A 25,289-nucleotide genomic window follows, 5' to 3' on the forward strand; every position below is an offset into this window, starting at 1 on the left:
AGCAGGACAGACCCGAGGAATAGCTCTAGCCTGTCAACCACCCCTAGCCCCTCCTCAGATGAGGAGGGGCTAGGGGTGGAACTACTCACTGCAGCTTTTCCGGCTTTGTGGTCGTCGGCGTGAGGGTCACCGGGCCGATGAGGCCGGACTCTTTCGGCTCCCACTTGGCAGCGGTGAACAGGCCCTTTTCGTCGCGGTTTTCCTTCAGCTTCGACGACATGTTGATATTGTAGAACTGGCGGTAATCCACGCCGCGGCGCTCCATGTCGATGATGCGGTTGGCCATGCCGTTGCTCACGTTTACGGTGAGCGTATTGGCGGCTTTCAGCTGCTCTTTCGGAATAAACACCTGATAGGTCGGCCCGATCAGCGTACCCAGTTCCTGGCCGTTGAGCTGCACGCGGGCGCTTTCGCCCACGCGGCCTAAGTCGAGCAGCCAACCGTCGGCGGCATTGCCGGCAGGCATCGGGAATGAGAGCGTGTAAGCTGCTGTGCCCGAGAACTTCTTCACCGCATCACCGGCGAAATTGGTCCACGAGCCCAATTCCTTGGTTTCCACCTTGGCCGGCAGCTGCGGGCCACCCGCCAGGAAATTAACCGTCCAAGTGCCCGTAAGCGGCTGCGGCGTGCCGGCGGAACGCTGGTATGCGTAGGCCGGGGCGTTTACGCCAGCTTCGTTGGTTTCGAGAATGCACGACTCGCCTGGTGCCAGCTGCAGGTACACTTCCGGCGTGCCCTGGGCCGAGGTGCGCGTGGCGGCCATGCCCAGTTTCTCGGTCATGGGGTTGTAGAGGGCCACGGCCTTGGCGGCGGTTTGCAGCGGCACCCAGCCTTCTACGGGCTTATCGCCCCAGTTGGCCAGGAAGTAGTAGTGCCCCTTAGCGTGGCGGCGGCGAATGAATTCTACGCCACTGTCCACCATGACTTCCCGCTTTACGCCGGCTGCGGCCAGCAGCCGATCCACGTCTTTGCCTACCAGCACCGTGCCTTTGCCCACGGCAGCCTTTTGCACACCGCCAGCCGCGGCCCCCAACTTGATTTGACCGATAAGCTTCTTGAACGTAGCGCGGCGAGCCGGCAGGTTGCCGAGGCCGTTTACATCGGCTGGCAACTGGTTTTGGAAGACAATGGTAGCTCCGCCCTGCGCCAGCTTCAGCAGTTGTTCCAAGGTGGCCAGCGGCATCAGGTGCGCCTCGGGCACCAGGATGGTTTGGTAAGCCGCGCCACCCGTCTGCAGAGCTTTGCCGGCGCCTTTTACCTGCTGCACCTGCTTGTCGGAAATGAAATCAAAGCCGTAGCCGCGCTTGAGCAGCTGCTCGCCGGTCTGCCCCACGGTCATGCCTTTAAAACCGTGGTCAATGCCGTCGTAGTGCTGCAGCAGAACTTTGCCGGGGAGGGTATACGAGTCGTAAATGGGCAGGTATACCAGCACGTCGTTCGAGGGCTGGCCGGCTTGCAGGAAGCTCTGGCAGTGCGCCACGTAGCGGTTTAGCTGGCTGAAATCCTGCCAGAAGGAGTTGTTCGGATTGAAGTGCACGGCCGCGTAAAACAGCCAGCCGGGCCACGCGGCCGCCTGCGGCGAGTAGTTGGTGCCGTGGTAGAAGGTGTGGTTCACGCCGCCGAGCAGCATGCGGTCCATCGCCTTCTTCACGTCAGAGAGCCTCGAGAGGAAGTGGTCATTCTCCCAGGTAGCCGATTCAGCTGCCGTCAGCGGCTTGCCGGTGACGTGCGCGGCCGAGGAGGCAAACTTGATGCGCAGCAGGTTCTCCCCTTCTGTTTCGGGAATGTCCGTCACGGCGTACAAATCGAGGATATTGGCCGGCGAGCCGTGCGCCTGGTTACGAATCAACGCGTCGTGGGTCTTGGCCCAGTCGCTCCAGGTGCGGGTATAGTTTTCCAGCAGCAGCTCCGAAATGGTTTCGCGGTAGTCGCTAAGCACGCGCTTGTTTTCGTCCTCGGCGGCCTTGCCAAACAGGGCCGGCAGGTGCTGCTTCAGGTCGTAGCCGCGGCGCTTCTGAAACTCGGCAAAGAGCTGCGGCGTCCAGTTGCCCTCGCCTTGGGCGTCGTCTACTTCGTAGGAATCGTTGAAGAACGCCCGAATAGGCTTCACGTTGCGACCCTTAAACGCCTCGTCAAAGTGGCGCAGATAGTTCTGGGTGGCGGCTTTGGAGAAGTGGTCGATGACGTCGCCCTCCCCGCCAGGGCCGGCACGCTCCACCATCTTGCCGTGCCAGCCCTGAAATACGCCGTACAGCGTCCAGTTGCCGCCGGCCGGGGCGGTCCAGTTCAGCTTGCCATCGGCGGCTACTTTGCTGGTGAGGTCCACGGCCTGGCCCTTACCCGAATAGGCCATGAGCGTCTGCAGGGGCAGTGGTTTCTCGAAGCGCACCTGGTCGAAGGCGTGCAGCTGTAGGTTCTTGTTCAGGGTAATGGGGTCGGCCAGCTGCTTGATGTCGATGGGCTGGCCCACGGTGCGCACCATGGGTTTTTGCATGAACATCACCGGCTCCTTTAGCTGCTCGCCGCCTTTTACCGTGAAGGTTTGATAGGCCACGTACTTGCAGGCATCGTCGGGCGACACCCACGGCCCGCCAAACGGCCAGCCCGAAGCCTGCGCCACGTCGATGCCCAAGCCCAGGCGCTGCCCTTCGTTGAGCGTGTGCGTGAGCATATCCATCCACTTCGGCGAGAGGAAGTCGATGAACTGATTTTCCGCGCCCTTCAAGCCGTAGATGGCGGTGATTTCCAAGCCCCCCAGGCCTGCCTGCTGGTACTGCGTCATCAGGCGCGTGAGGTCCTGCGGATTGACGGCGCTGCCCTGCCACCACCAGCGCGTCCAGGGCTTGTTTTGCTGCGTGATTTCCGGCCAGCGCGGCGCCTGCGCTTGGGCCGACGATTGGGATAGCGCAGCGGCCAGCAGCAGGGAAAGAGCGAAGGTATTTCTCATGGAAAGCGGAAGTTCTAAAAGTAAGCCAGGGCTAGAGCCAGTCCCCCTCCTCAGATGAGAAGGGGCTGGGGGTGGTTGAAAGGCTAGAGCTGAAAACTAGATCTACTTCTCGCGCCTGTCATGCTGAGCTTGCCGAAGCATCTCTACCGCTTCGCCTGCACATCAGCAACGAAGCGGTAGAAATGCTTCGGCAAGCTCAGCAGGACGTGCTAGAGTAATCGTGCAAACGGCGCGGACGCCAGTCAACCACCCCAGCCGCAGCTGCGCTACGGCATCCCCTCCTCATCTGAGGAGGGGAGCTTTCGTGCTACACCGCTTTCATCTTGTACAGCTCCGTGCCGGCGAGCAGGAAGCAGCCGAGGCCGTAATCCTCGAAGTCAGGCATGCTGGTGTAGGTCACGGGCTGACCGTCCTTGGGCTCCTTGCCGGTGCCCTGCACGTAGCCCAGGAAGCCGTTTTTGTGCACGCATTCGTTGGCCATGGCATTCCAGGCTTTGGTCACGATGGGCATGTACTGCTTGGCATCGAGCAGGCCCTGGTTCATGCCCCAGGCCATGCCGTACACGAAAAGCGCGGTGCCCGTCAGCTCCTTGCCGCCGAAGTGCGTCGGGTCGTGCAGGCTCACATTCCAGTAGCCGTCGGGGCGCTGCAGCGGCGGCAGGGCCTTCATCATGGCCATGTACATCTGCTCGTACTCCTGGCGGTGCGGAGCGTCCTTGGGCATGATGTCCAATACGCGCACCATAGCAGCTACCACCCAGCCGTTGCCGCGGCTCCAGTAGCAGTCTTCGCCGTTGGGCTCCTTGTAAGGCGGCACGAAGTCTTTGTCGCGCCACCACAGGCCGTCCTGGGCGTTGAAGAGGCCGTTGCCGCCGTGCTTGGTTTTGGAGTAGTCGTAGATCTGGTACATCTTCTCGAAGTACCGGTTGTCCTTGTAGAGCACGCCCAACCGCGCAAACACTGGCATGGCCATCTGCAGGGCATCGATCCAGTGCCAGTCATCCACTTTGTCGGTGGCCACCATGTTGTCCATGCACGCCTTGATTTCCTGGATGCGCTCGGGCTTGGGGTCGATGTTGTAAAGGTCGATGTAGGTCTGCCCACAGCACTGGTTGTCGGCGTCGCGGTCGGTTACGCCGCGGCGCACGCCCCACTGGTGCTTCTGGCCCCAGTCCACGGCGTAGTCGTAGTAGCGCTTCTGCTTATCGATGCCGTAGAGAGCCATCAGGCCTTCGTAGTACACGGCCCGCGTCCAGATGTGGCTCGGCCGCGTTTTGTTCGTCACGATTTCCTTGCCTGGGTCGGGCCACTTCTGCATGAAGTAGTCGTTGGCCAGGGTCATCGTCTTGAGGATGTCCTTCTTTTTGGCCAGCTTCTGCGCCGCCGTAGCCCACGAGGGCAGCATCAGGCCGGCGCACAGCGCACCGAGGGTGAGGCCGAACGTGCGGCGGTCCATGGCGGAAAGAGGTTGAGCGTTCATCGGGTGGGGAAGTTTCGGATGATGACCGGTAGCACAAAATGGACTGATCAGGAAGCGGCTTTAGCAATTTCCACTGCGTACACCTGGCTCTGACCTTCAAAATTGGCCCGGAAGATGACCCACTTGCCGTCGGGCGAGAAGTGGATGTTGGGCTCCAGCTTGTAGCCGTGCTGCTGCATGTTTACCAGCTTCTCGGAGCGAAACTTGTCGCCCTCGGGCCGGAACAGGTAGATCCACATGCCATCGGGCGCTTTGGCTACCTGGCCCGCGTTGCCGCCGTCGCCGGCGAAGAGCTTTTGGTCGGGTGAGATATTGAAGTGAATCGACCAATCATTGCGCTCCATCTGGTACATTTTCTCCTTGCCGGTCTTCACGTCGGTGCCGGTCAGGTAGAAGGTTACGCTGCGCGGCTTTTGGTTGTCGAACCAGATGGTTTTGCCATCGGGGCTGAAAAATTCGTGCCCGGCAATTTCGCCTTCCACCGTGCGCTTGTGCACCAGCTTCACCTCTTTGGTCTGGGTGTTGATGGTCCAGATGCGGTCTACCTTGTGCCAGGGGCCCTCGTGGCAGAACATCAGCAGGCGCGGATCAGTGGGCGAAAACTGCACGTGGTTCAGCCAGGCTTTGTCGGTGAAGAGCTTGGTGAGCTGCCCGCCCTGCGTGCTCACCGTGAACAGCGTGCGCGGCAGCTTTGCCTCGTAGATGCGGGTGAAGAAATCGTGCTTTTCGGGGTACTGGCGGTAGATTTCTTTTTCTTCTTCAGTGCCCCAGGCGCCGCCCAGCTGGGTTTCATCGGCGTTGAGCGTGGTGATGCTGGCCTTGAAGTCGGCCGGGAATACGTATACCAGCCGAGTCTTCTTCGAGTCGACGTGGGTAGCATAGACCGTGTCGTGCGTCTGGTAAAACACCTCGCGGCGCTTCGGGGCCACTATTTCGCCCTGCACCTGGGCGAAGTAGCGGGTAAGCGGCTCCACCTTGCGCGTCTTCAGATTGACGAGGCGCAGCTGCTTGCCTTTCTCATCGGTGTGGTAGTACACCATCCGGTCGCCCTCGCTGCCTTTGCCCGCCACAAAGGGCCGGTTGTGGAAGTAAAAGCTGGCGTTGCTGCCGTCGTCGGGCGTGAGGCGCATCACTTTATGGCCGGTGTCCTGATCCAGCCACTCGGCGGGCATGGGCTTCTGACTACCGGTAGCCAGCTTCTGCTGCCCCTGCACGTCAGCTGCCAGCAGCAGACCACCACCTACTAGCGCCCACGCGAAACTCATCTTGGTAACTGCTGCAAACATGGATGGGAAGGATTAAATGGCAGGATCAGTGGGCCGTGGCCGCGGCGGCTCGGGCTTTCAGCGCCTGCGGCACGTCCACATAACGGGCTAGGTCGCGCAGGGCAATGACGCGGTAGCGGTGGTGGCGCAGGTAGCGCAGGTATTCTTCAAATAGCGGCGGCGGGGTGCTCACCCAGTCGTGGGCCACGTCGGGCACGCCGTGGATGGTGAGCACCACCACGCGGCCGTCCTTGGCCTGCTGCAGGGCGTCGTACACCTGCTGGCGGTTGGTGCCAGTGGTAGAGAAGCTCGGAATCAGGTACGGGTGGTCCTGGACGGGCTCGTAGGCGCGGATGTAGTTCTGCTTGGCGCCCCCGGTGCGGGCAAAAAGGTAGCCGCGCTCCTGCAGCACTTCCAAGGCCAGCGGGTGGGTGTCGTAGCCGGGGTAGGCGAAGGTGACCGGGCGGGCAATGCCGTAGCGGCGGCAGCGGCTTTCGATGGAGTCCAGCTCCGCCCCGATCTGCTCGCGCGTCATGCGGTCGACGTGCCGGTGCGTGAGCGTGTGGCTACCCACCTCGAAGCCCATGCGGTGCAGCCCGGCTATCTGCTCCCAGCTCATGTACTTGGTCTTGTCGGAAAAAGGCGGCTCGCGGAATTCGCAGACGAAAAACGTAGCTCCGAAACCGTACTTCTTCAGCAGCGGCGCCACGTAAGTAGCGTGGCTCAGGGCCGCATCGTCGAAGGTGAGCACCACCAGCTTATCGGGCACCGGCCGCCGCACCTGCGCACCGGCTCCCGTGGCCAGCAGCCACAGCAGTGCGGGTAGGAACAAGCGGTTCTGGAGCTTCATGGCAGCCGGCTTTGCAGCCCTTGGGATGAGTACAGGCCCAAGAAAGAAAACCGCCTTGCCCAAACCCTCCTGTACTGTTCCGTTCTGTTCCGCTTGAGGCTTTACAGCGCTGAATGGAGCACCGATGGCTGTGACCTATCGGCAGCTTCGACAACGGTTGAGCCGATCATAAGTACTTGTTCAGAAGTAACCGCAGCCAATAGGCCGTCATACTTTATCTGGCGTCCGCTTGTCGAAGCATCTCTGCCGCTTCGTTAATAACTCCCAGGCGACGCAGTAGAGATGCTTCGACTGCGCTCAGCACGACGTTCTTATTTGTAAATGCTACTGCTGAATGAGCACTTGAATAATGCTGCATGTTCGGCTGTTTCCATTTAGAATAAGGCAACCAAACAAAAAAGGGGAGCCAGGCTTTCGCCTGGCTCCCCTCCTATTCAATCAGCCTCGGCAAGCTTACAGCTTGCCTTCCAGCTCTTCTACTTTCTCGGCCAGCTCGCTCCACTGGTCGTTCACTTTGCCCAACTCCTTCTTCACCTGCTCAAACTTCACCGTGGCGTCTTTCAGCTGAGCGGCGTTGTTGTAGATGTTCGGGTCGCCGAGCTGCTTTTCGTAGCCGGCCAGCTCCTGTTCCAGCTTGCTCACGCGGGCTTCCACCTCCTGCAGCTGCTTGCTCACCTGCTTCAGCTCGCGCTGGGTGGTTTCGCGCTCCGATTGGCTGAGTTCCTTTTTGACTTCCACGGGCTTGGCCTTGGGCGCTACCGGGGCCGTGAGGCCGAGCTTCTTGGCCTCCTTGGCCCGCTCTTCTTGCCACTGCTCGTACTCGTGGTAGGTGCCGGGGTACTCCTTCAGCTGGTAATCCTCGATGTACCAGATTTTGGTGGCCACGTTCTCCACGAAGTAACGGTCGTGGCTGATGACCAGGAAAGTGCCCTCAAACTGCTCCAGCGCCTGAATCAGAATACCCACTGACTGCATGTCCAAGTGGTTGGTCGGTTCGTCAAGCAGCAGGAAGTTGGCTTCCGAAATCAGCGTTTTGGCCAGGGCCACGCGACTTTTCTCGCCCCCGCTGAGCACTTTGATTTTCTTGAATACCGAGTCGCCGGTGAAGAGGAACGAGCCCAGCACCGAGCGCAGCTCCATTTCGTTGCGCTTGGAGCCGGCCTGCACCATCTCCTGCAGCACTTCGTTGTCGACGTTCAGCGACTCCAGCTGGTGCTGGGCGTAGAAGGCCATAATCACGTTGTGACCGAGCTGGTGAGTGCCAGCCGTGGGGGCTTCCGAGCCCGACACCAAGCGCATCAGCGTGGATTTACCCTTACCGTTGGCGCCGATCAGGGCAATTTTGTCGCCGCGCTCGATGTGCACGTTCGTGTCGCGGAAGATGATTTTCTCGCCGTACTTCTTCGTGACGTGCTCCATGCGGAGGATGTGGCGGCCGGGCTGCACCGAGAAGCGGAACGAGAAGTTCACCTTGGCCGCCTCGGGCGCTACCGAGTCGATGCGGTCCATCTTATCGAGCATCTTCTGGCGGCTCTGGGCCTGCTTGGCCTTGGAGGCCTTGGCCTTGAAGCGCTCAATAAACCGCTCGGCCTGCCGGATGGCAGCCTGCTGGTTTTCAAAGGCGCCTTGGTGAATCTCGTCGCGCAGGGCCTTTTCCTCCTGGTAGTAGGAGTAGTTGCCGGCGTACGGAATGAGCTTGCCGCCGGTCACCTCCACCGTCATGTTGGTGGTGTTGTCGAGGAATTCACGGTCGTGCGATACGATGATAACCGCGCCTTCGTAGTCGGCCAGGTAATTCTCGATCCACTTGATGGAGGGCAAGTCCAAGTGGTTGGTCGGTTCGTCCAAGAGCAACAGCGAGGGCTCCTGCAGCAGAATCTTGGCCAGCATTACGCGCATGCGCCAGCCGCCCGAAAACAGCTTCAGCGGCTTCTGCAGCTCCTCGGTGGTGAATCCCAGGCCTTCCAGAATCTCTTCGGTGCGGGCCTGCATGGTGTAGCCGCCCAGCGCCTCGAAGCGTTCCTGTAGCGCGGCCAGCTTGTCGACGAGGTCGTCGGTGTAGTTGTTCTCAAACTCCAGCAGCACCGCATCAATTTTCTTCTGCAGGTCCAGGGCCTCGGCGAAGGCCTGCATGGCCACCACCAGGATGGGCTCGTGCGAGTCGTAGCTAAGCAAATCCTGGTTCAGGAAGCCCAGCGTGACGTCTTTGCTCATGGAGATGCTGCCGCCATCGGGCTTGTACTCGCCCACCAGCAGGCGCAGCAGCGTGGATTTGCCCTGACCGTTCAGCCCGATAAGGCCGATCTTGTCTTTGGGCTTGATGTGCAGGTTGGCACCGTCGTAGAGCGTACGGGCACCGAAGTGAAAGTCGAGGTCGGAGATGGAAATCATGTAGATACCTTGCAGCGCAGGAACTGCAAAGGTACGGCGTTTGGGCGGAGGGTACGGCTTCCGCACGAATTACCTCCTTTACCTATGCCTATAACACCCGCTTAGGCCCGCCGCTTAGCCCATGACCGCCGACTTGCTCAAGCAATTTTTCGACCCACTGATCAAACTGGATCTGCAGGTGTGGCGCAACTTCGAGAAACTGGGCCACACCCAGCAGCTACCCAAAGAAACGGTGCTGAAGCCGGCCCATAGCACCGCTCGGCACCTGCACTTCCTCATCGAGGGAAGCGGCGGCACCCTGCTTTGGCACCAGCACAACTTCGTGTGCGTAGATATTGCCTTGGCCCATGACTTCCTGGCCGATTACTCTTCCTTCACGCTGCAGCAAAGCTCACCGCTGGAAGTTCGCTTGTTTGAGGACAGCACCCTGTTTACCGTCTCGCACAGCAGCTTTCAGCGCGTGTTTGCTGCTGGGGCGCATGGCGAGAAGATAACCAAAGCCGCCGCCGAGCATTCCTACATGGAAAAGCAGCAGCAGCAAATTGATCTGCTCACCAAAACAGCGAAGCAACGGTATCTGGAGCTGCTGGCCACCCGCCCCGGTGCCGAACGGCTGCCCCTCAAATACTTGGCCTCCTACCTCGGCATTACCCCTCAAAGCCTGAGCCGGATTCGGGCGGAGCGGATGTAGCAATTACCATCTGGTAACTCCACCCTGCTGCTGGCCCGGTATCATTGCGGCATTCTTTCCGTTTTGCTGCATGGATCATTCTCCCGCCGACATTCGCCTGCCCCTTTCCAAAATTTTGCTCGTGGCGCTGGGCTTTCCCCTGGTTTCCACGCTTCTGTCGCTGCTACTGCTGCGCCGCGATGTCTTTACCAGCACCGGCTTGGATTTTTTCACGGCCTTTTGGCTGCTGATCTGCGGCTGGTACGCGCTCCAGATCGGGGTTATTAGCCGCCTGTTGCGCTCGGAGGGATACTCACTTCAGCAGATTGGCTACGGCCTCAATCGACGCCAGTCAGCACTGCTGATACTGGGCTACCTGGTAGTGGCAGGGGCATTGGTGGTGCTGGTAGAAAGTGCCATGGCCGGCGCGCAGGTAGATGCTACCCGCTTGTCCGATTTCGCCAACATCTCCCCTATCTCATTGCCTCAGCGGCTGGTTTTTGTGCTGATGGCCTTGCTCGCGGGCTTGGCCGAGGAGCTGGTATACCGGGGTTTTCTCATTGGTGCGCTGCGGGGCCGGGGGCTGAACCGCTGGCTGAGCGTGGCGCTGGCGGCGCTGCCTTTTGTAGCGCAACACGGCCTGAAGGCAGCGGACCAGTTCCTGTGGTTTTTCGGGATGGGCTTGGTCCTGGGAGTATTGTTCGTACTGCTGCGCAAGCTCTACGCCAACATCGTGCTGCACTGGCTTATCATCCTTTCGGCTTTGCTGGCCGTGCTACAGACGCTGCAGTAGCCCGCTGCCCCAACTGGCGCGAGTTTAGCGCAGCCTAACTCGTGACTTCCTATGATATCGAGGCTGAGCTTCCACTGCCACCCCAGCGGCAAGTAGGTACCGCGTTGTTCGATGTATTCGTCATAACGGGCGAGTTGAAAACTCGCATCATAAGCTGGCTCGAGTTACCCTGCGCTAAACTCGCGCCAGTACATGTCAGCTGGAGCTCAAGCTTGGAGTTGAATTGCTCCCTTAACTGACGTAAGTTTAGCGAAGCTCGCGCCAGCAGGATTCCTAACAAACAAAGCCGCGCTCCTTCATCCGGAAGAAGCGCGGCTTTTGCATTGCATTAATGGCTGACCTATTCGTCTGCCTTTGGCCCGTCCGTCGGTACGGGGCGCGGGCCGCTGCCGTAGCGCGGGTCGTCTTCGGCCCAAGCGTCGCGCTGCTTGTCGTAGGGGGCATCTTGGGCAGCCCGAACGGCTTCGGGGTTCTGGTTTTGCTCTACGTGGCCGGGCTGCAGCGTGGGGTCGGCTTGCGCACTTTCGCTGGCGTAGTTTTCGGTGGGCGGCGCGTCGGACCGGCGAAACTCGCTGAACTCGTCGGGGTTGTCGTTTGAGCCGTCGTTGGCACCCGGGGTGCCGGGTTTCGGGGCTTCGTCGTTGGCTTGGTGCGGAAAGTTGGGGGTAGTAGGCACGTGACTTCTGAAATTAGAGAAACAAAAAGCAGGCGTGGACCAGCCAAGCCTCACTGGCAAACATCTTATACGAACCACGGCCGAGCTTGGCCAATTCCGGGCTGAGGTCAGCCTCGCCTCGGCGCCTTTTATAACCTGTGTTAAGCAGCGTACAAAAACAGAACGTCCTGCTGAGCTTGTCGAAGCATCTCTACTGCTTCTCCTGCTACTATTCGACGAAGCGGTAGAGATGCTTCGACAAGCTCAGCAGGACGTTCAGGGAGTCTACGTTTACTTTTAGAGAATTACTTAAGCCGATTTTGCGGCGTCAAAAAGAAATTCAGCCTATGCTTAACGCGGCTTTCTACGACTACCTCGAATACCAACTCACCCATACCTTCAGTCGCTCACGCGACAAAAGCCTCCGCCGCTACTGGTGCGACGGCGTTTTGGAACCCGAGTGGCCGGAAGATTATCAGCCTGAACAGGTGCAGCAAACGCGCCAGATCATGCTACGGGCCTGGATAGACCAAGGCCGGCAAAAAGGCGGTGGATCAGGAGCACAGCACATTTACCAGCTCATCGTGAAGCTCGGTCCGCAGGCTTACAAAGCGTACCTGCAAGGACAGGATTTGCAGCCCTACATACCCCTCCCCGACTGTGACAACTGGGTGTTGATCGACCCGGATGATCTGGTACTCGAAGTCCAGCTGCTGTAGTCAATCTCCAGATTTACCACCGAAGGCGGGCGTTACTGATCGTCGGCGGCTAAGGGATTTCTCGCTTGGATTGGCCTGTTTGGCCACTGCTGCCGCGGTAATCATACTCCACGATGCAGCCTTGGCAGGAAACCTGCTGCGGGTCTTCTTTGGATGGCCCTGAAGTAACGGACGTGCTGTCGGTGGCGAGGTAGATTTTACGGCCGTCGGGCGAGAGGGCAACGTCGCGGTAGCGCACGGGCAGCCGGAAGTAAGTGAGCGTGTCGCCGGCTACGGTCGTGCCGTTGGGGTGGAGCTTGAGGCGAATGAGTTTGCCGGTTTTGAGGGTGGGCATTAGTAGGGAGTTCTGCCAGCCTGGAATGGCCGCGCCGGTGTACACAGCAAGGCTGCTGGGCGCTTCGGAGGGCCAGGTAGGCTCCTTCGGTTCGTTGGCGCGGACGTGGGCCATCAGGGCCTTCAGGAACTGATTGCTCAACGGATAGAGGCTTTTGATTGGGTCGCGGTACAGATCGGCCCCCAGCGCGGCGGCCGTGGCTTTTTCGCTGCGGATGAAGGGGTAAGCCGTGTGCCAGAGGCCGGGCAGCGTGGCATGCTCCGTGGTGCCGGCCGCCAGTCCATCGTAGTTGCCGTCGGCGGAGCCGATGATGAGCGGATGGCCGTAGTTTTTGCCCGGCTCGATGAGGTTGATTTCGTCGTCGGAGTACGGGCCGTGTTCCGAGGCATAGAGCCGCCCCACGCCGCCCACTGCGGCGTAGGCCATACCCTGCGGATTACGGTGGCCGTAGCTCCACACTGCGCTTTTCCGCGCGGCGTTGAAAGGGCTATCGTTGGGAATCCAGGCGTCGGTACCGGGCTGGTCCTGGTCCGCCTCCAACAGGAAACGCAGCAGTTTGCCTTCGTAGCTGCCTACGGATTGAGCGCGGTTGGGCTGGCCAGCGTTATCGAACTGCCCGGCTCCCATATCGCCTACGCTGTAGAACAGATAAGGACGGCCCTGCACCGGCGCGATGAGCAGGCGCCCCCCGTTGTGGTCGTTGCTGCCGGGGATAGTGTCGCAGAGCACCACTGGGCGCCTGAGCAGCCGGGCTTGGGTATCGTACTCGTAACGCACCAGCCGCGTGGTGAAGCGGTGGGCGCCGTAATGGGGCAGGCCGCCCTTCTCCGGCTTCTTGGCGCCGGCGTAGCGGTAGACGTAGGCCAGGTACACGTAAGGCTTGCCCTGCAAGAGCTGAGGGTGCAGCGCCAATCCCATCAGGCCGCCCTGCGGCCAGGGCTTGCCACCATCTAGCGAATCAGGAATGAGGTCGTAACGCGGAAACTCGCGGGCCGGGCTGAGGTCGAGCAGCACCGTTTTGGCGCCGCTGCTCGGGTCGATACGGCTCACCTTGTAGCTCCGGGCTTCGGTCACCCACAGAAAGCCATCGGGCCCGTAGGTTACTTCCCAGGGGTTGCTAAGCCCCCGCGCCACAATGCGGCGGGTAAACTGCTCGCCCTGCGGCCCAACAACCGTCGGGGCATCCTTATCAGAGCAAGCAGCACACAGCAACAAGCAGCAAATGAACAGAAACTGACGCATGGATGGCTTGTACGGAAAAGTGCTTATTCCTGCCACGCGTGTTTATTACCCAGCGCTAACCCGTCCGCGCTACGTTATAGGAGCTGCTCTTCCATTTCTTCAGCAGCTATTGCAGAGCAGAACCTACGCTTGGCGAATGAGGGCATCTACCCCCGGGTGCCCACCCACGTAAACTTCCTGCCCCACCGGGCTGTTTAAACGTTTCATCTTTCCGATTAACATGCCTGCTTCTCTTGCCGAGCTGCCCGTCTCGATCCTCGACCTGGCCGTGGTGCTGGACGGTCACTCCCCTGCTGATACCTTCCGCAACAGCCTCGACCTCGCCCAACACGCCGAGCGGTGGGGCTATAAGCGCTACTGGCTAGCCGAGCACCACAATATGGCCAGCATTGCCAGTTCGGCCACGGCGGTGCTGATTGGGCACATTGCGGGCGGCACGTCCACCATTCGGGTGGGCTCGGGCGGCATCATGCTCCCCAATCACGCTCCTCTTATTGTGGCCGAGCAGTTTGGCACGCTGGCCTCGCTGTACCCCGGCCGCATCGATCTGGGCCTGGGCCGCGCCCCTGGTACCGATCAGCTTACGGCCATGGCCCTGCGCCGCGACCTGCAGGGCTCGGTACAGGACTTTCCTCAGCACGTGCAGGAGCTGATGACCTACCTCTCGGCCGACAACCGCACCAGTAAAGTGCGGGCGTTTCCCGGCGAGGGGCTGAACATTCCGGTGTGGCTGCTGGGCTCCAGCACGTACAGCGCGCAGCTGGCCGCTTACCTGGGCCTGCCCTTTGCCTTTGCCAGCCACTTCGCGCCAGCTCAGCTGCAAGCCGCCCTGCTCCTGTACCGCGAAAACTTCCGCCCTTCGGAATACTTAGACCAGCCCTATGCTGCGGCCTGCGTGAACATCATCGCCGCCGATACCGCCGCCGAGGCCGAGCGGTTGGCTACATCGTTCTACCAGCTGGCCATGGGCATCATTCGGGGCACCAGCCACCCGCTTCGGCCACCAGTAGACAGCATGCGCGGGCTCTGGAACGAGCTGGAGGAAGAAGCCGTGCGCCAGATGATGGCCTATTCCTTCATCGGCGATGCCGAGCAAGTGCGCCAGCAGGTGCAGACATTCACCCAAGCTACTGGTATTGATGAGCTGCTGGTGGTGTCGCATATCTACGAGCACTCGGCCCGGCTACGCTCCTACGAGTTGGTGGCCTCACTTGGCAAAACCGAGGCCTTGAAGGCCGCTTTTAACGCGGCCACCAGCTGAACGTTCCTGCTTCGGCAACCGCCCGGGCGCATTAGCAGCCCGCTGTAACATGAAGAAGTCGTTTTCGATAACCAGCTAAGGTTAGGCTAACTGGGTTCCGGCCCCAAAGCATTCTTTGCCAGAAAAGTGCATAACAGGCTCTGGGGCGAGTTTAGCGCCGCGTAACTGGCAACGGGTCATACGGTGGAGATACAATCTCCGCCGCCGCGCCAACTCCAATTCGTTTCCAGACTACCTGCTTCTCATTGCTTAAAATGGCAAGTCGCAAACCCGAATCAACTTTAGATATTGATTACACTGCATTAAACTCGTGCTGCAGAAGGAAGCTCAGATGCCATAAATGCTTTCTATCCGTTGCAGTTATGAAAGCTTTTTTATTTGCTCTGTTATTACTTTTTGCGCCTGCCGTCTACGCGCAAACGGGACTTCTTACTCCTCCTCCCGCGCCTGACAGCCTCTACGGATATACTGCCGAAAACCCATTGCTGCTGAAACAAGGTGGGCTGGAAAAAAGCATAAGGCAATCAAGCCTCTTCCTAAGTGCGCTCCGTACTCTGGATGATCAACCGCTACAATTGCTAGGCCGCGCCACGGTATCTGCCCCTGCTTACAAGTCACCAGTCGTGCAGTTCAACAACCGCTATTCGGGTCAGCCGCTTAACGGCAAAGGCGGGCTGCTCGATGCTTACATCTTCCGCACTGCCGGTGGCGACACGCTTCGTCTTTATGTGGATGTGTATCGAAAGGGGCCGCTGTTCATTCCCAAAGGTCTGAAGTACGTTGGGCGCTAAAACAAGTAATCGGGCTTCGCTGCCAGGCCCCGTCACTGCCTTCGTCGGACGTATCTAACCTACTCCTGATTAGGCCCCCCTTACGAAGTCGTGGAGCGCCGCCATTGGTGAAAGTATAGTGCAGCGTAAGTCGCGCTAGCTCCGCCACTTTAAAGATCTGTAGCCTGGCTACACAGCCCAAGGGCTATTTTTCTAGTAAGCACTCGGCGACTTCGCCAGCCGTCCTCCGCTACCTTTGCCGGGTCATGAAGTACCTACTCGACCTGGCAAGCTGGAACCGCCGGGAGCATTTTGCCTTCTTCTCTGCCTTTGAAGAGCCGTTTTTCGGCGTGGTAGCCGATGCCGACGTCACCCAGGCTTATGCCCGCGCCAAACGCCTGGGCGTGCCGTTTTTTCAGTTGTACCTGCACGCCGTGCTAAAAGCCGTCAATGCCGTGGAAGCCTTCCGCTACCGCATCGAAGATGGGAAGGTGTATTGCTACGACGTGATCCACGCCTCGGCCACGCTCTCCCGCTCCGACAATACCTTCAGCTTTAGCTTTGTGCCCTTCACGGCTGAATTGGCTGATTTCGGCCCTGGCCTGGCAGCTGAAATGGCTGCGGTTCAACAGAGCAGCGGCTTGCGGCTGAACGAGGTAACGGCCCGCCCCGATGTGATTCACTTCTCGGCTATTCCCTGGCTGTCGTTTACAGGGCTTACGCACGCCCGCTCGTTCAGCCACCCCGATTCGGTACCCAAGATTTCCGTCGGGCGCACGCGCCAGCAAGAGGCACGGCTGCTTATGCCCGTGGCCGTGAACGTGCATCACGGCTTGGCCGATGGCTACCACGTGGGTCTATTTTTCGAAGCCTTGCAACAGGCGCTGGACGCAGGCGCTTAGCCGTTTTTGGCACCAATAATCGCATCCAGCGTGGCGTGACTACGGCCCGGTCTGGGTCTAATAGCTTTTTCCTTCTCTGCCGCGCAAAGGACATTTGGGGCTCAATATCTGACGGAGTATCTAAAAAAAAGCTGTATCAGCCCAGACGCCCGCATGAGGCTCTACCCCAGTAGCCCAGCCCAATTACGCGGCTTTATTGCCAAAAAAGTTAGCAGGCCGTACTTTAGTTAAAATTTTAGCTAAGCTGTCATGGCAACCACCCGTAAGGCCCTGCACTCCACAGCCGCTGACCAGCACCACATTGAGTTGGCGGCGGACCATACGCCCGACCTCACAGCCGAGGTAGATATAACCACCGATTCCGCGGAAGCTGATGCGGCGCTGTGCTCCCAGTGCGGCGAGCTGCTGGCATGGCACGAGCAGCTCTGCATCGCACCCAGCACCTCCCCAGCCGTTGGTGGCCAGGAGGAGCAGGAGTCGGCCCCCAGCGTTATTCTTCGTGCCTCCGCTTCCACGTACGCCTTCGATCTGGGCCAGCCGGTGCAGCCGCCTGCGCTCAATCGGGCGTACACCATCATCTGGCGAGGACAGCTCAAGGAGCGAAACCCTGAAACGGGCTGGATACACCGCGTAAACGTGTACTGGCTCAACGACGGCTACTGGGATTGTTACCGCGAAGAAGAGCTGCAGGTAGCCTGATGCCAACTGTGCTAGAAAGCAAGGCTAGCACTTCGCCGACCAATTGGCGTCGGCTGCTTTCCTAACGCAGCAGTGGCGCCACCCGGGTCCCCAGCAGCCCAATTGCCTGTTGCAACTTAGCGTGGGGCAGCGTAGCCACGTCCATCTGAAACGTTACCCGCGTGATGCCGCCCAGCGCCTCGCTGTGTCGCAGAATTTTGGCCGCTACTTCTTCAGGGTTTCCAACCAGCAGCGCACCGAGTGGCCCGGTTTGCGCATCAAATTGGGGCCGAGTAACGGGCATGCCACCGCGTTCCTTGGCCCGGGCCGAGAACGTGCGGGCATAACCGGGATAAAAGGCCTCTATGGCCTCCTCCGTGGTTTCCGCTACGTAGCCCAAGGAATGCAGCCCCACCTGCAGTTGCTCCGGCGCATGGCCGGCCCGGCGACCAGCTTCGCGGTATATATCCACCAGCGGACGGAAGCGGTGGGTATCGCCGCCGATGATAGCCACCATCAGGGGCAGGCCCAGGTGACCTGCCCGGGCAAAGGACTGCGGGGTGCCGCCCACGCCCAGCCAGATGGGCAACGGCTGCTGCACCGGCCGCGGGTAGATGCCCTGCCCAGACAAAGCCGGCCGGAACTTGCCCGACCAATGCGGCCGCTCTTCGGCCCGGATCTGCAGCAATAGCTCCAGCTTTTCGGCGAAGAGGGCGTCGTAGTCGTCGAGGTCGAAGCCGAACAGTGGGAAGGCTTCAATGGACGAGCCGCGGCCCACTACCATTTCGGCGCGGCCCTGCGAAATAAGGTCAAGGGTGGCGAATTGCTGAAATACGCGCACCGGATCGGCGGCCGAGAGCACCGTAACGGCGCTGGTAAGGCGAATGCGCCGGGTGCGGGCCGCGGCCGCCGCCAGAATGACGGCCGGCGCCGAATCCAGGTACTCCGGCCGGTGATGCTCGCCGATACCGAATACATCCAACCCAACCTGATCGGCGTGCTCTATGCGTTCGAGCAGCTGCGCCATGGCCTCCTGGCCGGTGAGGGTGGAACCGCCACTGTTGCTGAGCAGGTGCGAGGCAAAGCTGTCTATTCCGACTTGCATACGGTATCGTTTTGAATGGCCGAAAGGTAGCCTTGGGTTTGATCTAAATGTTGAGGCCGATTGGGAACTGCGCCCATAGCTTCTCGTCTGCCATCCGGAGCAGAGCCTAAGGCCTTACCACTTAAGAAACCAGTGCTGGCGTGGCAAGGCCTTGGGCTTGCGCATTTCTGCTGTTCGTCAGGATGACTTTTTTAAATAACATTCATCATTAGCCAAGAAGCCGACAGGTTATTGCCTAACCTAGGCAGCTTCTTTGGCTTACCATGACAGCAAGGGCATTACATGCCGGTATGCCCAAGCATGGGAAAGCGCTGTTGGTGCCAGTATGGGTACACCGGCGTGGTGGCACTGACGGCATCGAGGCGGGCGGCCTGCTCGGGTGTGAGGCTCCAGCCTGCGGCGGCTAGGTTCTGGCGCAACTGCTCCTCGTTGCGGGCCCCGATAACGAGGTTCACCACCGTGGGGCGTTGCAACAGCCAGTTCAGGGCTACCTGGGGCACGGTCTTGCCTGTTTCCTCGGCCACCGCGTCCAGCACATCCACAATGGCGAAAAGTCGCTCATCGGGCACCTGCGGGCCTTGGCCGCCACCTTGGGCTAGGCGGCTGCTCTCCGGAATAGGCTGACCGCGGCGAATCTTGCCGCTCAGCAGGCCCGCCGACAACGGGCTCCACACCAGAGTGCCCACGCCTTGGTCAATGGCTAAGGGCATCAGTTCCCATTCAAACTCGCGGTGCGCCAGCGAATAATACGCCTGATGCCCTACGTAGCGGGCCCAGCCGTAGCGCTCCGACACCGACAGGGACTTCATCAGGTGCCAACCCGAAAAGTTGGAGCAGGCGATGTAGCGCACCTTGCCGCTTTGCACCAGCTGATCGAGGGTACGCAGCGTTTCCTCCACCGGCGTGTGCGCGTCGAAGCCGTGCATGTGGTAGATGTCGATGTAGTCGGTGCCGAGGCGGCGCAGCGAGTCCTCGCAGGCCCGGATGAGATGCAGGCGCGACGAGCCGTAATCGTTTGGACCGCTGCCCGTGGGAAAAGTCGCTTTGGTTGATATCAACACCTCTTGACGCCGGCCTTGCAGCGCCTTGCCCAGGATTTCCTCGGCCATGCCATCGGAGTATCCGTTGGCTGTGTCGAAAAGGTTGACGCCAGCATCCAGGCAGATATCGATCAGGTGGCGAGCCTCGTCGACCTGCGTATCACCCCAGGCTTTAAAGAATTCATTGCCCCCGCCGAAAGTGGCGGTGCCGAAGCTTAGAACCGGAATGCGCAGGCCCGAAGCACCTAGTTGACGGTATTCCATGCAAGATGAATGTGTAAATAGAAAACGATGTCGTGGCCACTGGCGACGCATCAATGCAACGCCCCGTACAACCGAATGACCCGGCAGAGGTTTCTAGGCAGGGCGAGCAGTATACGCACACAGGCTGACTGCGACAGCCCACGCACGCTTACAAATGAGTAGTTAAGATTTCTACTTCATGGGCAGAGTAGCTGGAAGAACATGATGGCCCATTCTTTTATCGGCAATGCAGACCAGGTACGACAGCAGCCAGCGGCGTTTGCCCAAGCTATCGGTATCCATGAGCTATTGGTGGTATCGCACATTTAGAACTATCCGGCCCGGCTGCGTTCCTATGAGTTGGTGGCTGCGCCAGGCGAGGCCTGATTACCGGTCGGCACTACTGAATGCTAGTTGGTAAGGCCTGCTGCCATACGTTCCGATACCATGTCCGGTGCATGAAGCGCCCGAGCATTTGAGGAACCGGTGCTGGTTGATGTCCCAGGCTGCGCAGCTGAAACGCCGTTCGCGTCTGGGCACAATGTGTATCTTACCGCACATCCAGCCAATTAGCTATGAGCTACTTATCCAAGCTACTGCTAGTATGTATCCTTGGACTTAGCGCCTGCGCCAGCAGCCACCGTCTCACTCGGCTCGATGGTTCCCGCATTCGGCCCGAAGAGCTGACCCGGCGCATCGAGCAAATCACCGATTCGGCGCGGGTGCATGGTATAGCCGTGGCCGTGTTTAATAACAACCGCACGGTGTACCAGCGGGCTTTCGGGGTGAAAAGCACCGAATCCAGGGCGCCGCTGCAGCTGGATACAGAGTTTTATGGCGCCTCCCTGAGCAAAGCCGTGTTTGCGGTATTGGTGCTGAAGCTGGTGGAGGAAGGCCACCTTACGCTGGATGAACCGCTGCAGAATTACCTCCCAAAACCCATTTACGAGTACGCCCCCAAAACCCGCTGGCACGACAACTACGCCGACCTGCGCGCCGACACGCTGTACCGCCGCATCACGGCTCGCATGTGCCTGAGCCACACGGCGGGCTTTGCCAACTGGCGCTGGGACGAGCCCGACGAAAAGCTTCGCGTGCGGCAGCCGCCCGGCTCGCGCTACAGCTACTCCGGCGAGGGCCTGGTATACCTGCAAGTGGTACTGGAGCACAAGCTCGGCCGCTCCTTGGAAGAGCTGATGCAGGAAAAGATCTTCTGGCCGCTGGGCATGACCAACTCCAGCTACCAGTGGCAGCCTCGGTTCGAGGCCAACTACTGTTTTGGTCACGACACCAACGGTAAGGTGCTGGAAAAAGACAAAGACAACGAGCCCCGCAGCGCCAGCACCCTGGAAACCACCCCGGCCGACTATGTCCGCTTCACCGAGGCCGTGCTGCAGCGGAAACTGCTCCGCCCCGAGTCGTGGCAGGAAATGTTCCGGCCGCAGGTGCGTATTCGCTCCATTGCCCAGTTCGGCCCCCTCTCGCGCCGCGACACGGACCGCTACGACCACCTAGCCTTGAGCTATGGACTGTGTTGGGGGCTGCTCCAGTCGCCGTACGGCCCCGGCGCGTTCAAGGAAGGTCACGGCGACGGATTCCAGCACTATTCCATCCTCTTCCCGCAGCAGGGCATCGGGGTGCTGCTGATGACCAACAGCGACAACGGCGAAAGCGCCTTCCCGGAGCTGCTGAAGCTCACCATCGGCGACCAGTTTACGCCAGCCGCTTGGCAGAACTACATCCATTATCGCCGCGCACCTTCCACTACGGCCCGCTAGCCATACGGCTCCCGACCCAGTAGCTATACTCATTGCGTGGCAGCAAACAGCTGCCGACGTAGTGCAGTGCGCTCCAGCCCGTAAGCCAGCAGCACGCCCAGGGCGTAGCACACCAGGTCACTCCACAGAAAGCCGCGCCCAAGCACCAGAGCGCCGAGGGTAGTATGACGTAGAGCATCCAGCCAGGGTACCTGGCATAGCTGGCTTATCTCGATACCGAAAGCAAACCCCAGTGCCATCCAAGCTACCCGGCTGCTACTCCAACGTGGCCAACGCCACCCAATCAGCCAGAATACTAGCAGTGCCCACAGCGCATCGCCGGCATAGGCAACTACCCAGTCCGGCAGTACGGCCGCGAACCGGCGCGAAGCCAAGCCCAGCACCACCGTAATCAGCGCCAGGCCAGCTGTGCTGAATCGGCTGCGCTGCATCAGCGAAAGTTTACACTTTGAGGTTTCAAGCATTTGCAGGAAATAATTGCTCGGCAAAGCTATGCGTATTAACTTTGCAATTCAAAGTACTTTTATACACCTCGTATCAATGCTAGCATCACCACTGTTATCGAACTCTTCTCCCCTTCCAAATCCTTGTTAGAGCATGGAATACTTTGTGCCAAAGGGCTCCGTGGTGCGAACCATCTGGGGCAAGGCCGATACGGTGTTGTTCATTTTTGCGGGTGCGGCCGCGGAGTTTGCCGTAAATAAGGCTGTGGATTGGCTGTATTTCACCGGCCGGTTGCCCGCCGACCCGCTTGGGCGCCTGTTTTCCACCGTGGAATACGCCCGCCAGATTGTGTTTGCTGAGCGTGCCGCCGCTGAGCGCGCCATCGACACCATTGCTGCCATTCACGCGGCGGTGGAGCAGAAGCGCGGCATGGCCATTCCGGCGTGGGCCTATCGCGACGTACTGTTTATGCTCATTGCGTACTCCGTGCAGGCCTACGAGCTGCTGGAGCGCCCCCTCACCGCCGCCGAAAAGCAGGAAGTATTTGACGTGTTTGGGCGCGTGGGCCAGCGCATGGGTATTCCCGAGCTGCCCCGGTCCTACGCCAGTTGGCTAGCGGTGCGGGAACAGCACTTGCTTGATGACCTGGCGTACAGCCAATACACGCCCGATCTGTATGCTCAATACCGCAAGCACCTGGGGCTGTTGCGCTACTCGCTGCTGCTGCAGGGCCAAGCCTTGGTGGTGCCGGAGCGCGTGCGCGAGCTGCTTGGGCTAAGCCAGCGCTCCTGGCTTGCGCCAGTGGTGCCGCTGTACCGCCGTTTGCAGCATTTCACGCTGAGCAAGTGGGCAAAGAACAGCTTGTTGCCTACCAATTACCGGGCGCAGATTCTGGCCTTGGATGCCGAGCCGGCCAGCTTTGGCTAAGACTAGCAGTGGATGCGGCCAGGGGCCTAACCGGGCAGCTTGGCGCATGGGCGGCGGGCAAAAAATGCTTAACCCTGCCGGGCTAGGCGCGTTATGAGGGTACTACTGCATTACCCCTTTGCCTTCGCCTGCTCTCATGAAACACATTGTCGCAATTGCCGTGGGGCTGCTGTTCAGCGGTGTCGCTGTCGCCCAAAGCCCTTCTCCAAATGCGGTCCGCAACGAGCGTCTCGACAGCCTTTACATCACCGAGGTGGAAGAACGCCGCGAGCCTGACAAGGTGCTACACGCCGAGCCTTTATACATTGACCTCATTCGGGACCTGGGGGCCCGCAAAGGCGAAAAGGAATGGAACGTGGGCTTGGGCCTTACCGATGCCAATAGCTACGACCGGCACGAGCTGCTGGTGGAATACGAATGGGCGCCCGTCAACCGGCTCGGACTAGAAGTGGAAGTGCCGCTATCTTTCTACTCCGGCCAGAGCCAGAGCACTGAGCAGCGGCCCGGCAACCGGTTGGAAGGCTTAAAAACGGCCATTCAATACACGTATTACGTCTCCGACCCTCACAAGCTGTCCTTGGCCGTCGGGTACCTCAACGAACTGGAAGCCAACCAATTCAGCCTGCTGGGCAAACGCCCGGTGACCGGCAACGTGTACAGCCCGTTTTTTGTCGGGGCCAAGCGTTGGGGCGACAACTACCACACGCTCATTTACACCGGCCCCATCTGGAAGCAGCACTTTCAGGGCCACACGCGCTTCAGCTACCAGCTGAACTCCAACCTGCACTACATGATACCCGGCACCCGCAACTTCATCGGGCTGGAGGTAAACAAAGAGTGGCACCGCAACGACTGGGACATGACCTTTCGGCCCCAGATGCGCCTGAGCGTAGCCGACAACCTGCTGCTGGGCATAGTGGCCGGCATCCCGACGCGCCGTGACGAGCAGCGCCTGAGCTCCTTTTTGCGCCTGATATACGAGCCCGGCCACCGGGGCGGCCATTGATGCGACTGCGTCGGCTCGGTTGGCTACGACGCTGGAGGTCCGCAGGGCCGCAAAACAACGCGGGGGCTGCCGGAATCGGCAGCCCCCGCGGCGTATTAGGTCAATTGAAACCAACTGGGCCTGGCCGGCAGGCCCACCGGATCGACGCGCACGACGGGCGTGGAGGCGGTTACCGAGCCATCGGCTGCTCGGTAGCGCACCATGTACTCGGGTACGGCTTCGGGTGGTAGCGGCGTCAGATCCAGGTACGGGCTGCACGCGTTTCGGGCCACGCACTGCCACTGCCGCTGGTCGCGGCAGCGGCGGTAGATGTAAGCGTAAGAGCCGGGCGTGGTATTAAAATCGAGGCGCCGACCGGCTGGCACCAAATGAAGGTGAAGATTGACGCTGGAAAGCATGATTGCAGAAACGAAGCCAAGCCGTTGGGCTAAGGGATGGAAGCCAGGCGCGGGTGCGTCTGATAGCCCGTTAAACGCGAAACCCTGGCTTCAGGATTAGGCATTTCTACTGATTTGAAGTGCTACAAGCCAGTATTTGATGGCAACTGAGCTTTATTTCGCCTTTTGCGAGTACTTTTTGACTGAAGACGCTCTAGTAACTCACGGGTGGGCCCTTACCTGCTTCATCGAGAAAAATCAGCAACGAAACACAACCTTTACCGGTACACGCATCTAAGCCCATTCTTACCTCCTCATGCCTGAATTTGCAGCGCTTTTCGAACCCTTATATGCCAAAAGCCGGGTCGTCTATTTCGCTTATCATTTAGAATCCCGTCAGGTGGTGTACGTTAGCTCTGCCTTCGAGCGGGTGATAGGCAGCCCTGCAGACCGAGTAAATGAGTTCTTGCCGGAATGGAAAAAGCGCGTGCATCCCGATGACCTGGAATACCTGACCAGTTGCATGCGCCGGGTACTGTCGGGCAAGCTGGTAGAGGATCTGGAAATACGCCTGAAACACCCCGACGGCAGCCGCCAGTGGCTGTGCCTGACGGCCACCTGCGTAAAAATGCCCGATGGCCAAACCTACATCAGCGGCACGGCGCACGATATCACGCGCGCCAAGGAGTACATGGACAATGCTCACCGCTACAACGCGAAGAAAAACGCCACCCTGGAAATACTCTCGCACGATTTGGCGGGCCCGCTCATTATGGTGCAGCAGCTGGCCGAACACGTTGCCGATCAGTCCAAAAACTACCAGGATGCCAACCTTAATGAGTTGGTGCGCCTGATGCAGGTGACGTGCCAGGAAAGCGTGAACCTGATTCGGGACTTCGTGGACCAGGAGTTTATGGAGTCGGCTAATGTGGAGCTGAAGCGCGAACGGCTGGATCTGGTCCGCTGGATACAGACCGTGGTAGAGGAGTATCAAGCCAATGCCAACAAGCTCAACAAGCAATTTCGTTTTCACGCTCCTGCCGATCCGATCTACGTCAACTGCGACAAAAACAAGTTCGAGCAAGTACTCAACAACCTCATTTCCAACGCCATTAAGTTCACCCACGACGGTGGACTGATTGAGGTTAGCCTTGAGCCACTCGACCATCAAGTTCGCCTTACCGTGTCCGATAACGGCATCGGAATTCCGAAAAAGCTACAGCCCGTGCTATTCGACAAGTTTACCAAAGCCCGGCGTCCCGGCCTGCGCGGTGAAAAAACGACCGGCCTAGGCATGTCGGTTATCAAAATCATCGTGGGCTTGCACGACGGCATCATTGACTTTGATAGCAAAGAGAACGAAGGCTCCCGCTTCTACATCGATCTGCCCCGACTGGAGCCCACGTCCGAAG

22 protein-coding genes are annotated in these 25,289 nt (G+C 59.6%); 11 read left to right on the forward strand and 11 right to left on the reverse strand.

The genetic code is table 11. From position 1 onward, the window contains the following. Nucleotides 1–85: 85 nt before the first annotated feature. From AC5FXY_RS21695 to AC5FXY_RS21715, 5 genes are all read right to left on the reverse strand, one after another. The gene (locus AC5FXY_RS21695; RefSeq protein ID WP_493558824.1) at nucleotides 86–2,947 is read right to left on the reverse strand and encodes a glycosyl hydrolase; all 2,862 of its coding nucleotides are present in this window, start codon (nucleotides 2,945–2,947) and stop codon (nucleotides 86–88) included. 307 nt (nucleotides 2,948–3,254) lie between these two features. Beyond that, nucleotides 3,255–4,352: a glycoside hydrolase family 88/105 protein gene (locus AC5FXY_RS21700; protein ID WP_493558845.1), complete on the reverse strand. Its 1,098-nt coding sequence runs from the start codon at nucleotides 4,350–4,352 to the stop codon at nucleotides 3,255–3,257. Nucleotides 4,353–4,474: 122 nt separating this feature from the next. After that, nucleotides 4,475–5,713 carry an oligogalacturonate lyase family protein gene (locus AC5FXY_RS21705; protein ID WP_493558825.1) on the reverse strand — a complete coding sequence of 413 codons (1,239 nt, stop codon included), beginning with the start codon at nucleotides 5,711–5,713 and terminating at the stop codon, nucleotides 4,475–4,477. Nucleotides 5,714–5,738: 25 nt separating this feature from the next. Beyond that, on the reverse strand, nucleotides 5,739–6,542 hold the full coding sequence (locus AC5FXY_RS21710; protein WP_493558826.1) for a polysaccharide deacetylase family protein: 804 nt from the start codon (nucleotides 6,540–6,542) through the stop codon (nucleotides 5,739–5,741). 453 nt (nucleotides 6,543–6,995) lie between these two features. Continuing rightward, nucleotides 6,996–8,933 carry an ABC-F family ATP-binding cassette domain-containing protein gene (locus AC5FXY_RS21715; RefSeq protein ID WP_493558827.1) on the reverse strand — a complete coding sequence of 646 codons (1,938 nt, stop codon included), beginning with the start codon at nucleotides 8,931–8,933 and terminating at the stop codon, nucleotides 6,996–6,998. Between the two features lie 121 nt (nucleotides 8,934–9,054). Here AC5FXY_RS21715 and AC5FXY_RS21720 point away from each other — a divergent pair, with 121 nt between their 5' ends. Together AC5FXY_RS21720 and AC5FXY_RS21725 are read left to right on the forward strand one after the other, a co-directional pair. Next, a complete protein-coding gene (locus AC5FXY_RS21720) occupies nucleotides 9,055–9,624 on the forward strand; it encodes a Crp/Fnr family transcriptional regulator (protein WP_493558828.1) in 570 nt (189 codons plus the stop codon). 70 nt (nucleotides 9,625–9,694) lie between these two features. Next, complete coding sequence (locus AC5FXY_RS21725; RefSeq protein WP_493558829.1) at nucleotides 9,695–10,396, forward strand: CPBP family intramembrane glutamic endopeptidase; 702 nt, start codon at nucleotides 9,695–9,697, stop codon at nucleotides 10,394–10,396. 340 nt (nucleotides 10,397–10,736) lie between these two features. On the opposite strand, the gene AC5FXY_RS21730 is transcribed toward AC5FXY_RS21725, so the two are convergent. Continuing rightward, complete coding sequence (locus tag AC5FXY_RS21730; RefSeq protein WP_493558830.1) at nucleotides 10,737–11,072, reverse strand: hypothetical protein; 336 nt, start codon at nucleotides 11,070–11,072, stop codon at nucleotides 10,737–10,739. 326 nt (nucleotides 11,073–11,398) lie between these two features. On the opposite strand from AC5FXY_RS21730, the gene AC5FXY_RS21735 reads away from it, so the two are divergent. Beyond that, nucleotides 11,399–11,770 carry a hypothetical protein gene (locus AC5FXY_RS21735; RefSeq protein WP_493558831.1) on the forward strand — a complete coding sequence of 124 codons (372 nt, stop codon included), beginning with the start codon at nucleotides 11,399–11,401 and terminating at the stop codon, nucleotides 11,768–11,770. A gap of 49 nt (nucleotides 11,771–11,819) precedes the next feature. Here AC5FXY_RS21735 and AC5FXY_RS21740 read toward each other — a convergent pair whose 3' ends face one another. Further along, a complete protein-coding gene (locus AC5FXY_RS21740; RefSeq protein WP_493558832.1) occupies nucleotides 11,820–13,346 on the reverse strand; it encodes a PQQ-dependent sugar dehydrogenase in 1,527 nt (508 codons plus the stop codon). 220 nt (nucleotides 13,347–13,566) lie between these two features. Here AC5FXY_RS21740 and AC5FXY_RS21745 point away from each other — a divergent pair, with 220 nt between their 5' ends. From AC5FXY_RS21745 to AC5FXY_RS21760, 4 genes are all read left to right on the forward strand, one after another. Continuing rightward, on the forward strand, nucleotides 13,567–14,607 hold the full coding sequence (locus tag AC5FXY_RS21745) for an LLM class flavin-dependent oxidoreductase (RefSeq protein ID WP_493558833.1): 1,041 nt from the start codon (nucleotides 13,567–13,569) through the stop codon (nucleotides 14,605–14,607). A gap of 254 nt (nucleotides 14,608–14,861) precedes the next feature. Beyond that, entirely contained in the window at nucleotides 14,862–15,398 is a 537-nt protein-coding gene (locus AC5FXY_RS21750) for a hypothetical protein (protein ID WP_493558834.1), read from the forward strand. A gap of 245 nt (nucleotides 15,399–15,643) precedes the next feature. Continuing rightward, on the forward strand, nucleotides 15,644–16,279 hold the full coding sequence (locus tag AC5FXY_RS21755) for a CatA-like O-acetyltransferase (protein WP_493558835.1): 636 nt from the start codon (nucleotides 15,644–15,646) through the stop codon (nucleotides 16,277–16,279). 249 nt (nucleotides 16,280–16,528) lie between these two features. Next, nucleotides 16,529–16,978, forward strand: a complete 450-nt coding sequence (locus AC5FXY_RS21760; RefSeq protein WP_493558836.1) for a hypothetical protein — start codon at nucleotides 16,529–16,531, stop codon at nucleotides 16,976–16,978. A gap of 61 nt (nucleotides 16,979–17,039) precedes the next feature. Here the strand turns inward: AC5FXY_RS21760 and AC5FXY_RS21765 are convergent, their stop codons facing one another. Continuing rightward, nucleotides 17,040–18,062 carry an Atu2307/SP_0267 family LLM class monooxygenase gene (locus tag AC5FXY_RS21765; protein ID WP_493558837.1) on the reverse strand — a complete coding sequence of 341 codons (1,023 nt, stop codon included), beginning with the start codon at nucleotides 18,060–18,062 and terminating at the stop codon, nucleotides 17,040–17,042. Nucleotides 18,063–18,340: 278 nt separating this feature from the next. Then, nucleotides 18,341–19,366: an aldo/keto reductase gene (locus AC5FXY_RS21770; RefSeq protein ID WP_493558838.1), complete on the reverse strand. Its 1,026-nt coding sequence runs from the start codon at nucleotides 19,364–19,366 to the stop codon at nucleotides 18,341–18,343. Nucleotides 19,367–19,920: 554 nt separating this feature from the next. Here AC5FXY_RS21770 and AC5FXY_RS21775 point away from each other — a divergent pair. Further along, nucleotides 19,921–21,123 carry a serine hydrolase domain-containing protein gene (locus AC5FXY_RS21775; protein ID WP_493558839.1) on the forward strand — a complete coding sequence of 401 codons (1,203 nt, stop codon included), beginning with the start codon at nucleotides 19,921–19,923 and terminating at the stop codon, nucleotides 21,121–21,123. Between the two features lie 29 nt (nucleotides 21,124–21,152). On the opposite strand, the gene AC5FXY_RS21780 is transcribed toward AC5FXY_RS21775, so the two are convergent. Beyond that, nucleotides 21,153–21,554 carry a ribosomal maturation YjgA family protein gene (locus AC5FXY_RS21780; protein WP_493558840.1) on the reverse strand — a complete coding sequence of 134 codons (402 nt, stop codon included), beginning with the start codon at nucleotides 21,552–21,554 and terminating at the stop codon, nucleotides 21,153–21,155. 166 nt (nucleotides 21,555–21,720) lie between these two features. Between AC5FXY_RS21780 and AC5FXY_RS21785 the strand changes: the two genes are divergently transcribed. Then, nucleotides 21,721–22,494: an oxygenase MpaB family protein gene (locus AC5FXY_RS21785; protein ID WP_493558841.1), complete on the forward strand. Its 774-nt coding sequence runs from the start codon at nucleotides 21,721–21,723 to the stop codon at nucleotides 22,492–22,494. A gap of 136 nt (nucleotides 22,495–22,630) precedes the next feature. Next, on the forward strand, nucleotides 22,631–23,500 hold the full coding sequence (locus AC5FXY_RS21790; protein WP_493558842.1) for an HAEPLYID family protein: 870 nt from the start codon (nucleotides 22,631–22,633) through the stop codon (nucleotides 23,498–23,500). A gap of 95 nt (nucleotides 23,501–23,595) precedes the next feature. Here AC5FXY_RS21790 and AC5FXY_RS21795 read toward each other — a convergent pair whose 3' ends face one another. Beyond that, complete coding sequence (locus AC5FXY_RS21795) at nucleotides 23,596–23,898, reverse strand: hypothetical protein (RefSeq protein WP_493558843.1); 303 nt, start codon at nucleotides 23,896–23,898, stop codon at nucleotides 23,596–23,598. 295 nt (nucleotides 23,899–24,193) lie between these two features. Here AC5FXY_RS21795 and AC5FXY_RS21800 point away from each other — a divergent pair. Continuing rightward, nucleotides 24,194–25,289 (forward strand): PAS domain-containing sensor histidine kinase (locus AC5FXY_RS21800; RefSeq protein ID WP_493558844.1); only part of this gene is annotated, 1,096 nt, incomplete at its 3' end.

The sequence above is a fragment of the Hymenobacter sp. FMD4 genome (genome assembly GCF_058932745.1).

What these genes read in the sequence shown, in the direction of transcription:
- AC5FXY_RS21770 (WP_493558838.1), bottom strand. Translation starts at nt 19,366, where the DNA reads ATGGAATACCGTCAACTAGGTGCTTCGGGCCTGCGCATTCCGGTTCTA.
- AC5FXY_RS21780 (WP_493558840.1), bottom strand. Translation starts at nt 21,554, where the DNA reads ATGCAGCGCAGCCGATTCAGCACAGCTGGCCTGGCGCTGATTACGGTG.
- AC5FXY_RS21775 (WP_493558839.1), top strand. Translation starts at nt 19,921, where the DNA reads ATGAGCTACTTATCCAAGCTACTGCTAGTATGTATCCTTGGACTTAGC.
- AC5FXY_RS21735 (WP_493558831.1), top strand. Translation starts at nt 11,399, where the DNA reads ATGCTTAACGCGGCTTTCTACGACTACCTCGAATACCAACTCACCCAT.
- AC5FXY_RS21710 (WP_493558826.1), bottom strand. Translation starts at nt 6,542, where the DNA reads ATGAAGCTCCAGAACCGCTTGTTCCTACCCGCACTGCTGTGGCTGCTG.
- AC5FXY_RS21695 (WP_493558824.1), bottom strand. Translation starts at nt 2,947, where the DNA reads ATGAGAAATACCTTCGCTCTTTCCCTGCTGCTGGCCGCTGCGCTATCC.
- AC5FXY_RS21750 (WP_493558834.1), top strand. Translation starts at nt 14,862, where the DNA reads ATGGCAAGTCGCAAACCCGAATCAACTTTAGATATTGATTACACTGCA.
- AC5FXY_RS21760 (WP_493558836.1), top strand. Translation starts at nt 16,529, where the DNA reads ATGGCAACCACCCGTAAGGCCCTGCACTCCACAGCCGCTGACCAGCAC.
- AC5FXY_RS21765 (WP_493558837.1), bottom strand. Translation starts at nt 18,062, where the DNA reads ATGCAAGTCGGAATAGACAGCTTTGCCTCGCACCTGCTCAGCAACAGT.
- AC5FXY_RS21700 (WP_493558845.1), bottom strand. Translation starts at nt 4,352, where the DNA reads ATGCTGCCCTCGTGGGCTACGGCGGCGCAGAAGCTGGCCAAAAAGAAG.
- AC5FXY_RS21715 (WP_493558827.1), bottom strand. Translation starts at nt 8,933, where the DNA reads ATGATTTCCATCTCCGACCTCGACTTTCACTTCGGTGCCCGTACGCTC.
- AC5FXY_RS21785 (WP_493558841.1), top strand. Translation starts at nt 21,721, where the DNA reads ATGGAATACTTTGTGCCAAAGGGCTCCGTGGTGCGAACCATCTGGGGC.
- AC5FXY_RS21725 (WP_493558829.1), top strand. Translation starts at nt 9,695, where the DNA reads ATGGATCATTCTCCCGCCGACATTCGCCTGCCCCTTTCCAAAATTTTG.
- AC5FXY_RS21745 (WP_493558833.1), top strand. Translation starts at nt 13,567, where the DNA reads ATGCCTGCTTCTCTTGCCGAGCTGCCCGTCTCGATCCTCGACCTGGCC.
- AC5FXY_RS21740 (WP_493558832.1), bottom strand. Translation starts at nt 13,346, where the DNA reads ATGCGTCAGTTTCTGTTCATTTGCTGCTTGTTGCTGTGTGCTGCTTGC.
- AC5FXY_RS21720 (WP_493558828.1), top strand. Translation starts at nt 9,055, where the DNA reads ATGACCGCCGACTTGCTCAAGCAATTTTTCGACCCACTGATCAAACTG.
- AC5FXY_RS21705 (WP_493558825.1), bottom strand. Translation starts at nt 5,713, where the DNA reads ATGTTTGCAGCAGTTACCAAGATGAGTTTCGCGTGGGCGCTAGTAGGT.
- AC5FXY_RS21755 (WP_493558835.1), top strand. Translation starts at nt 15,644, where the DNA reads ATGAAGTACCTACTCGACCTGGCAAGCTGGAACCGCCGGGAGCATTTT.
- AC5FXY_RS21790 (WP_493558842.1), top strand. Translation starts at nt 22,631, where the DNA reads ATGAAACACATTGTCGCAATTGCCGTGGGGCTGCTGTTCAGCGGTGTC.
- AC5FXY_RS21795 (WP_493558843.1), bottom strand. Translation starts at nt 23,898, where the DNA reads ATGCTTTCCAGCGTCAATCTTCACCTTCATTTGGTGCCAGCCGGTCGG.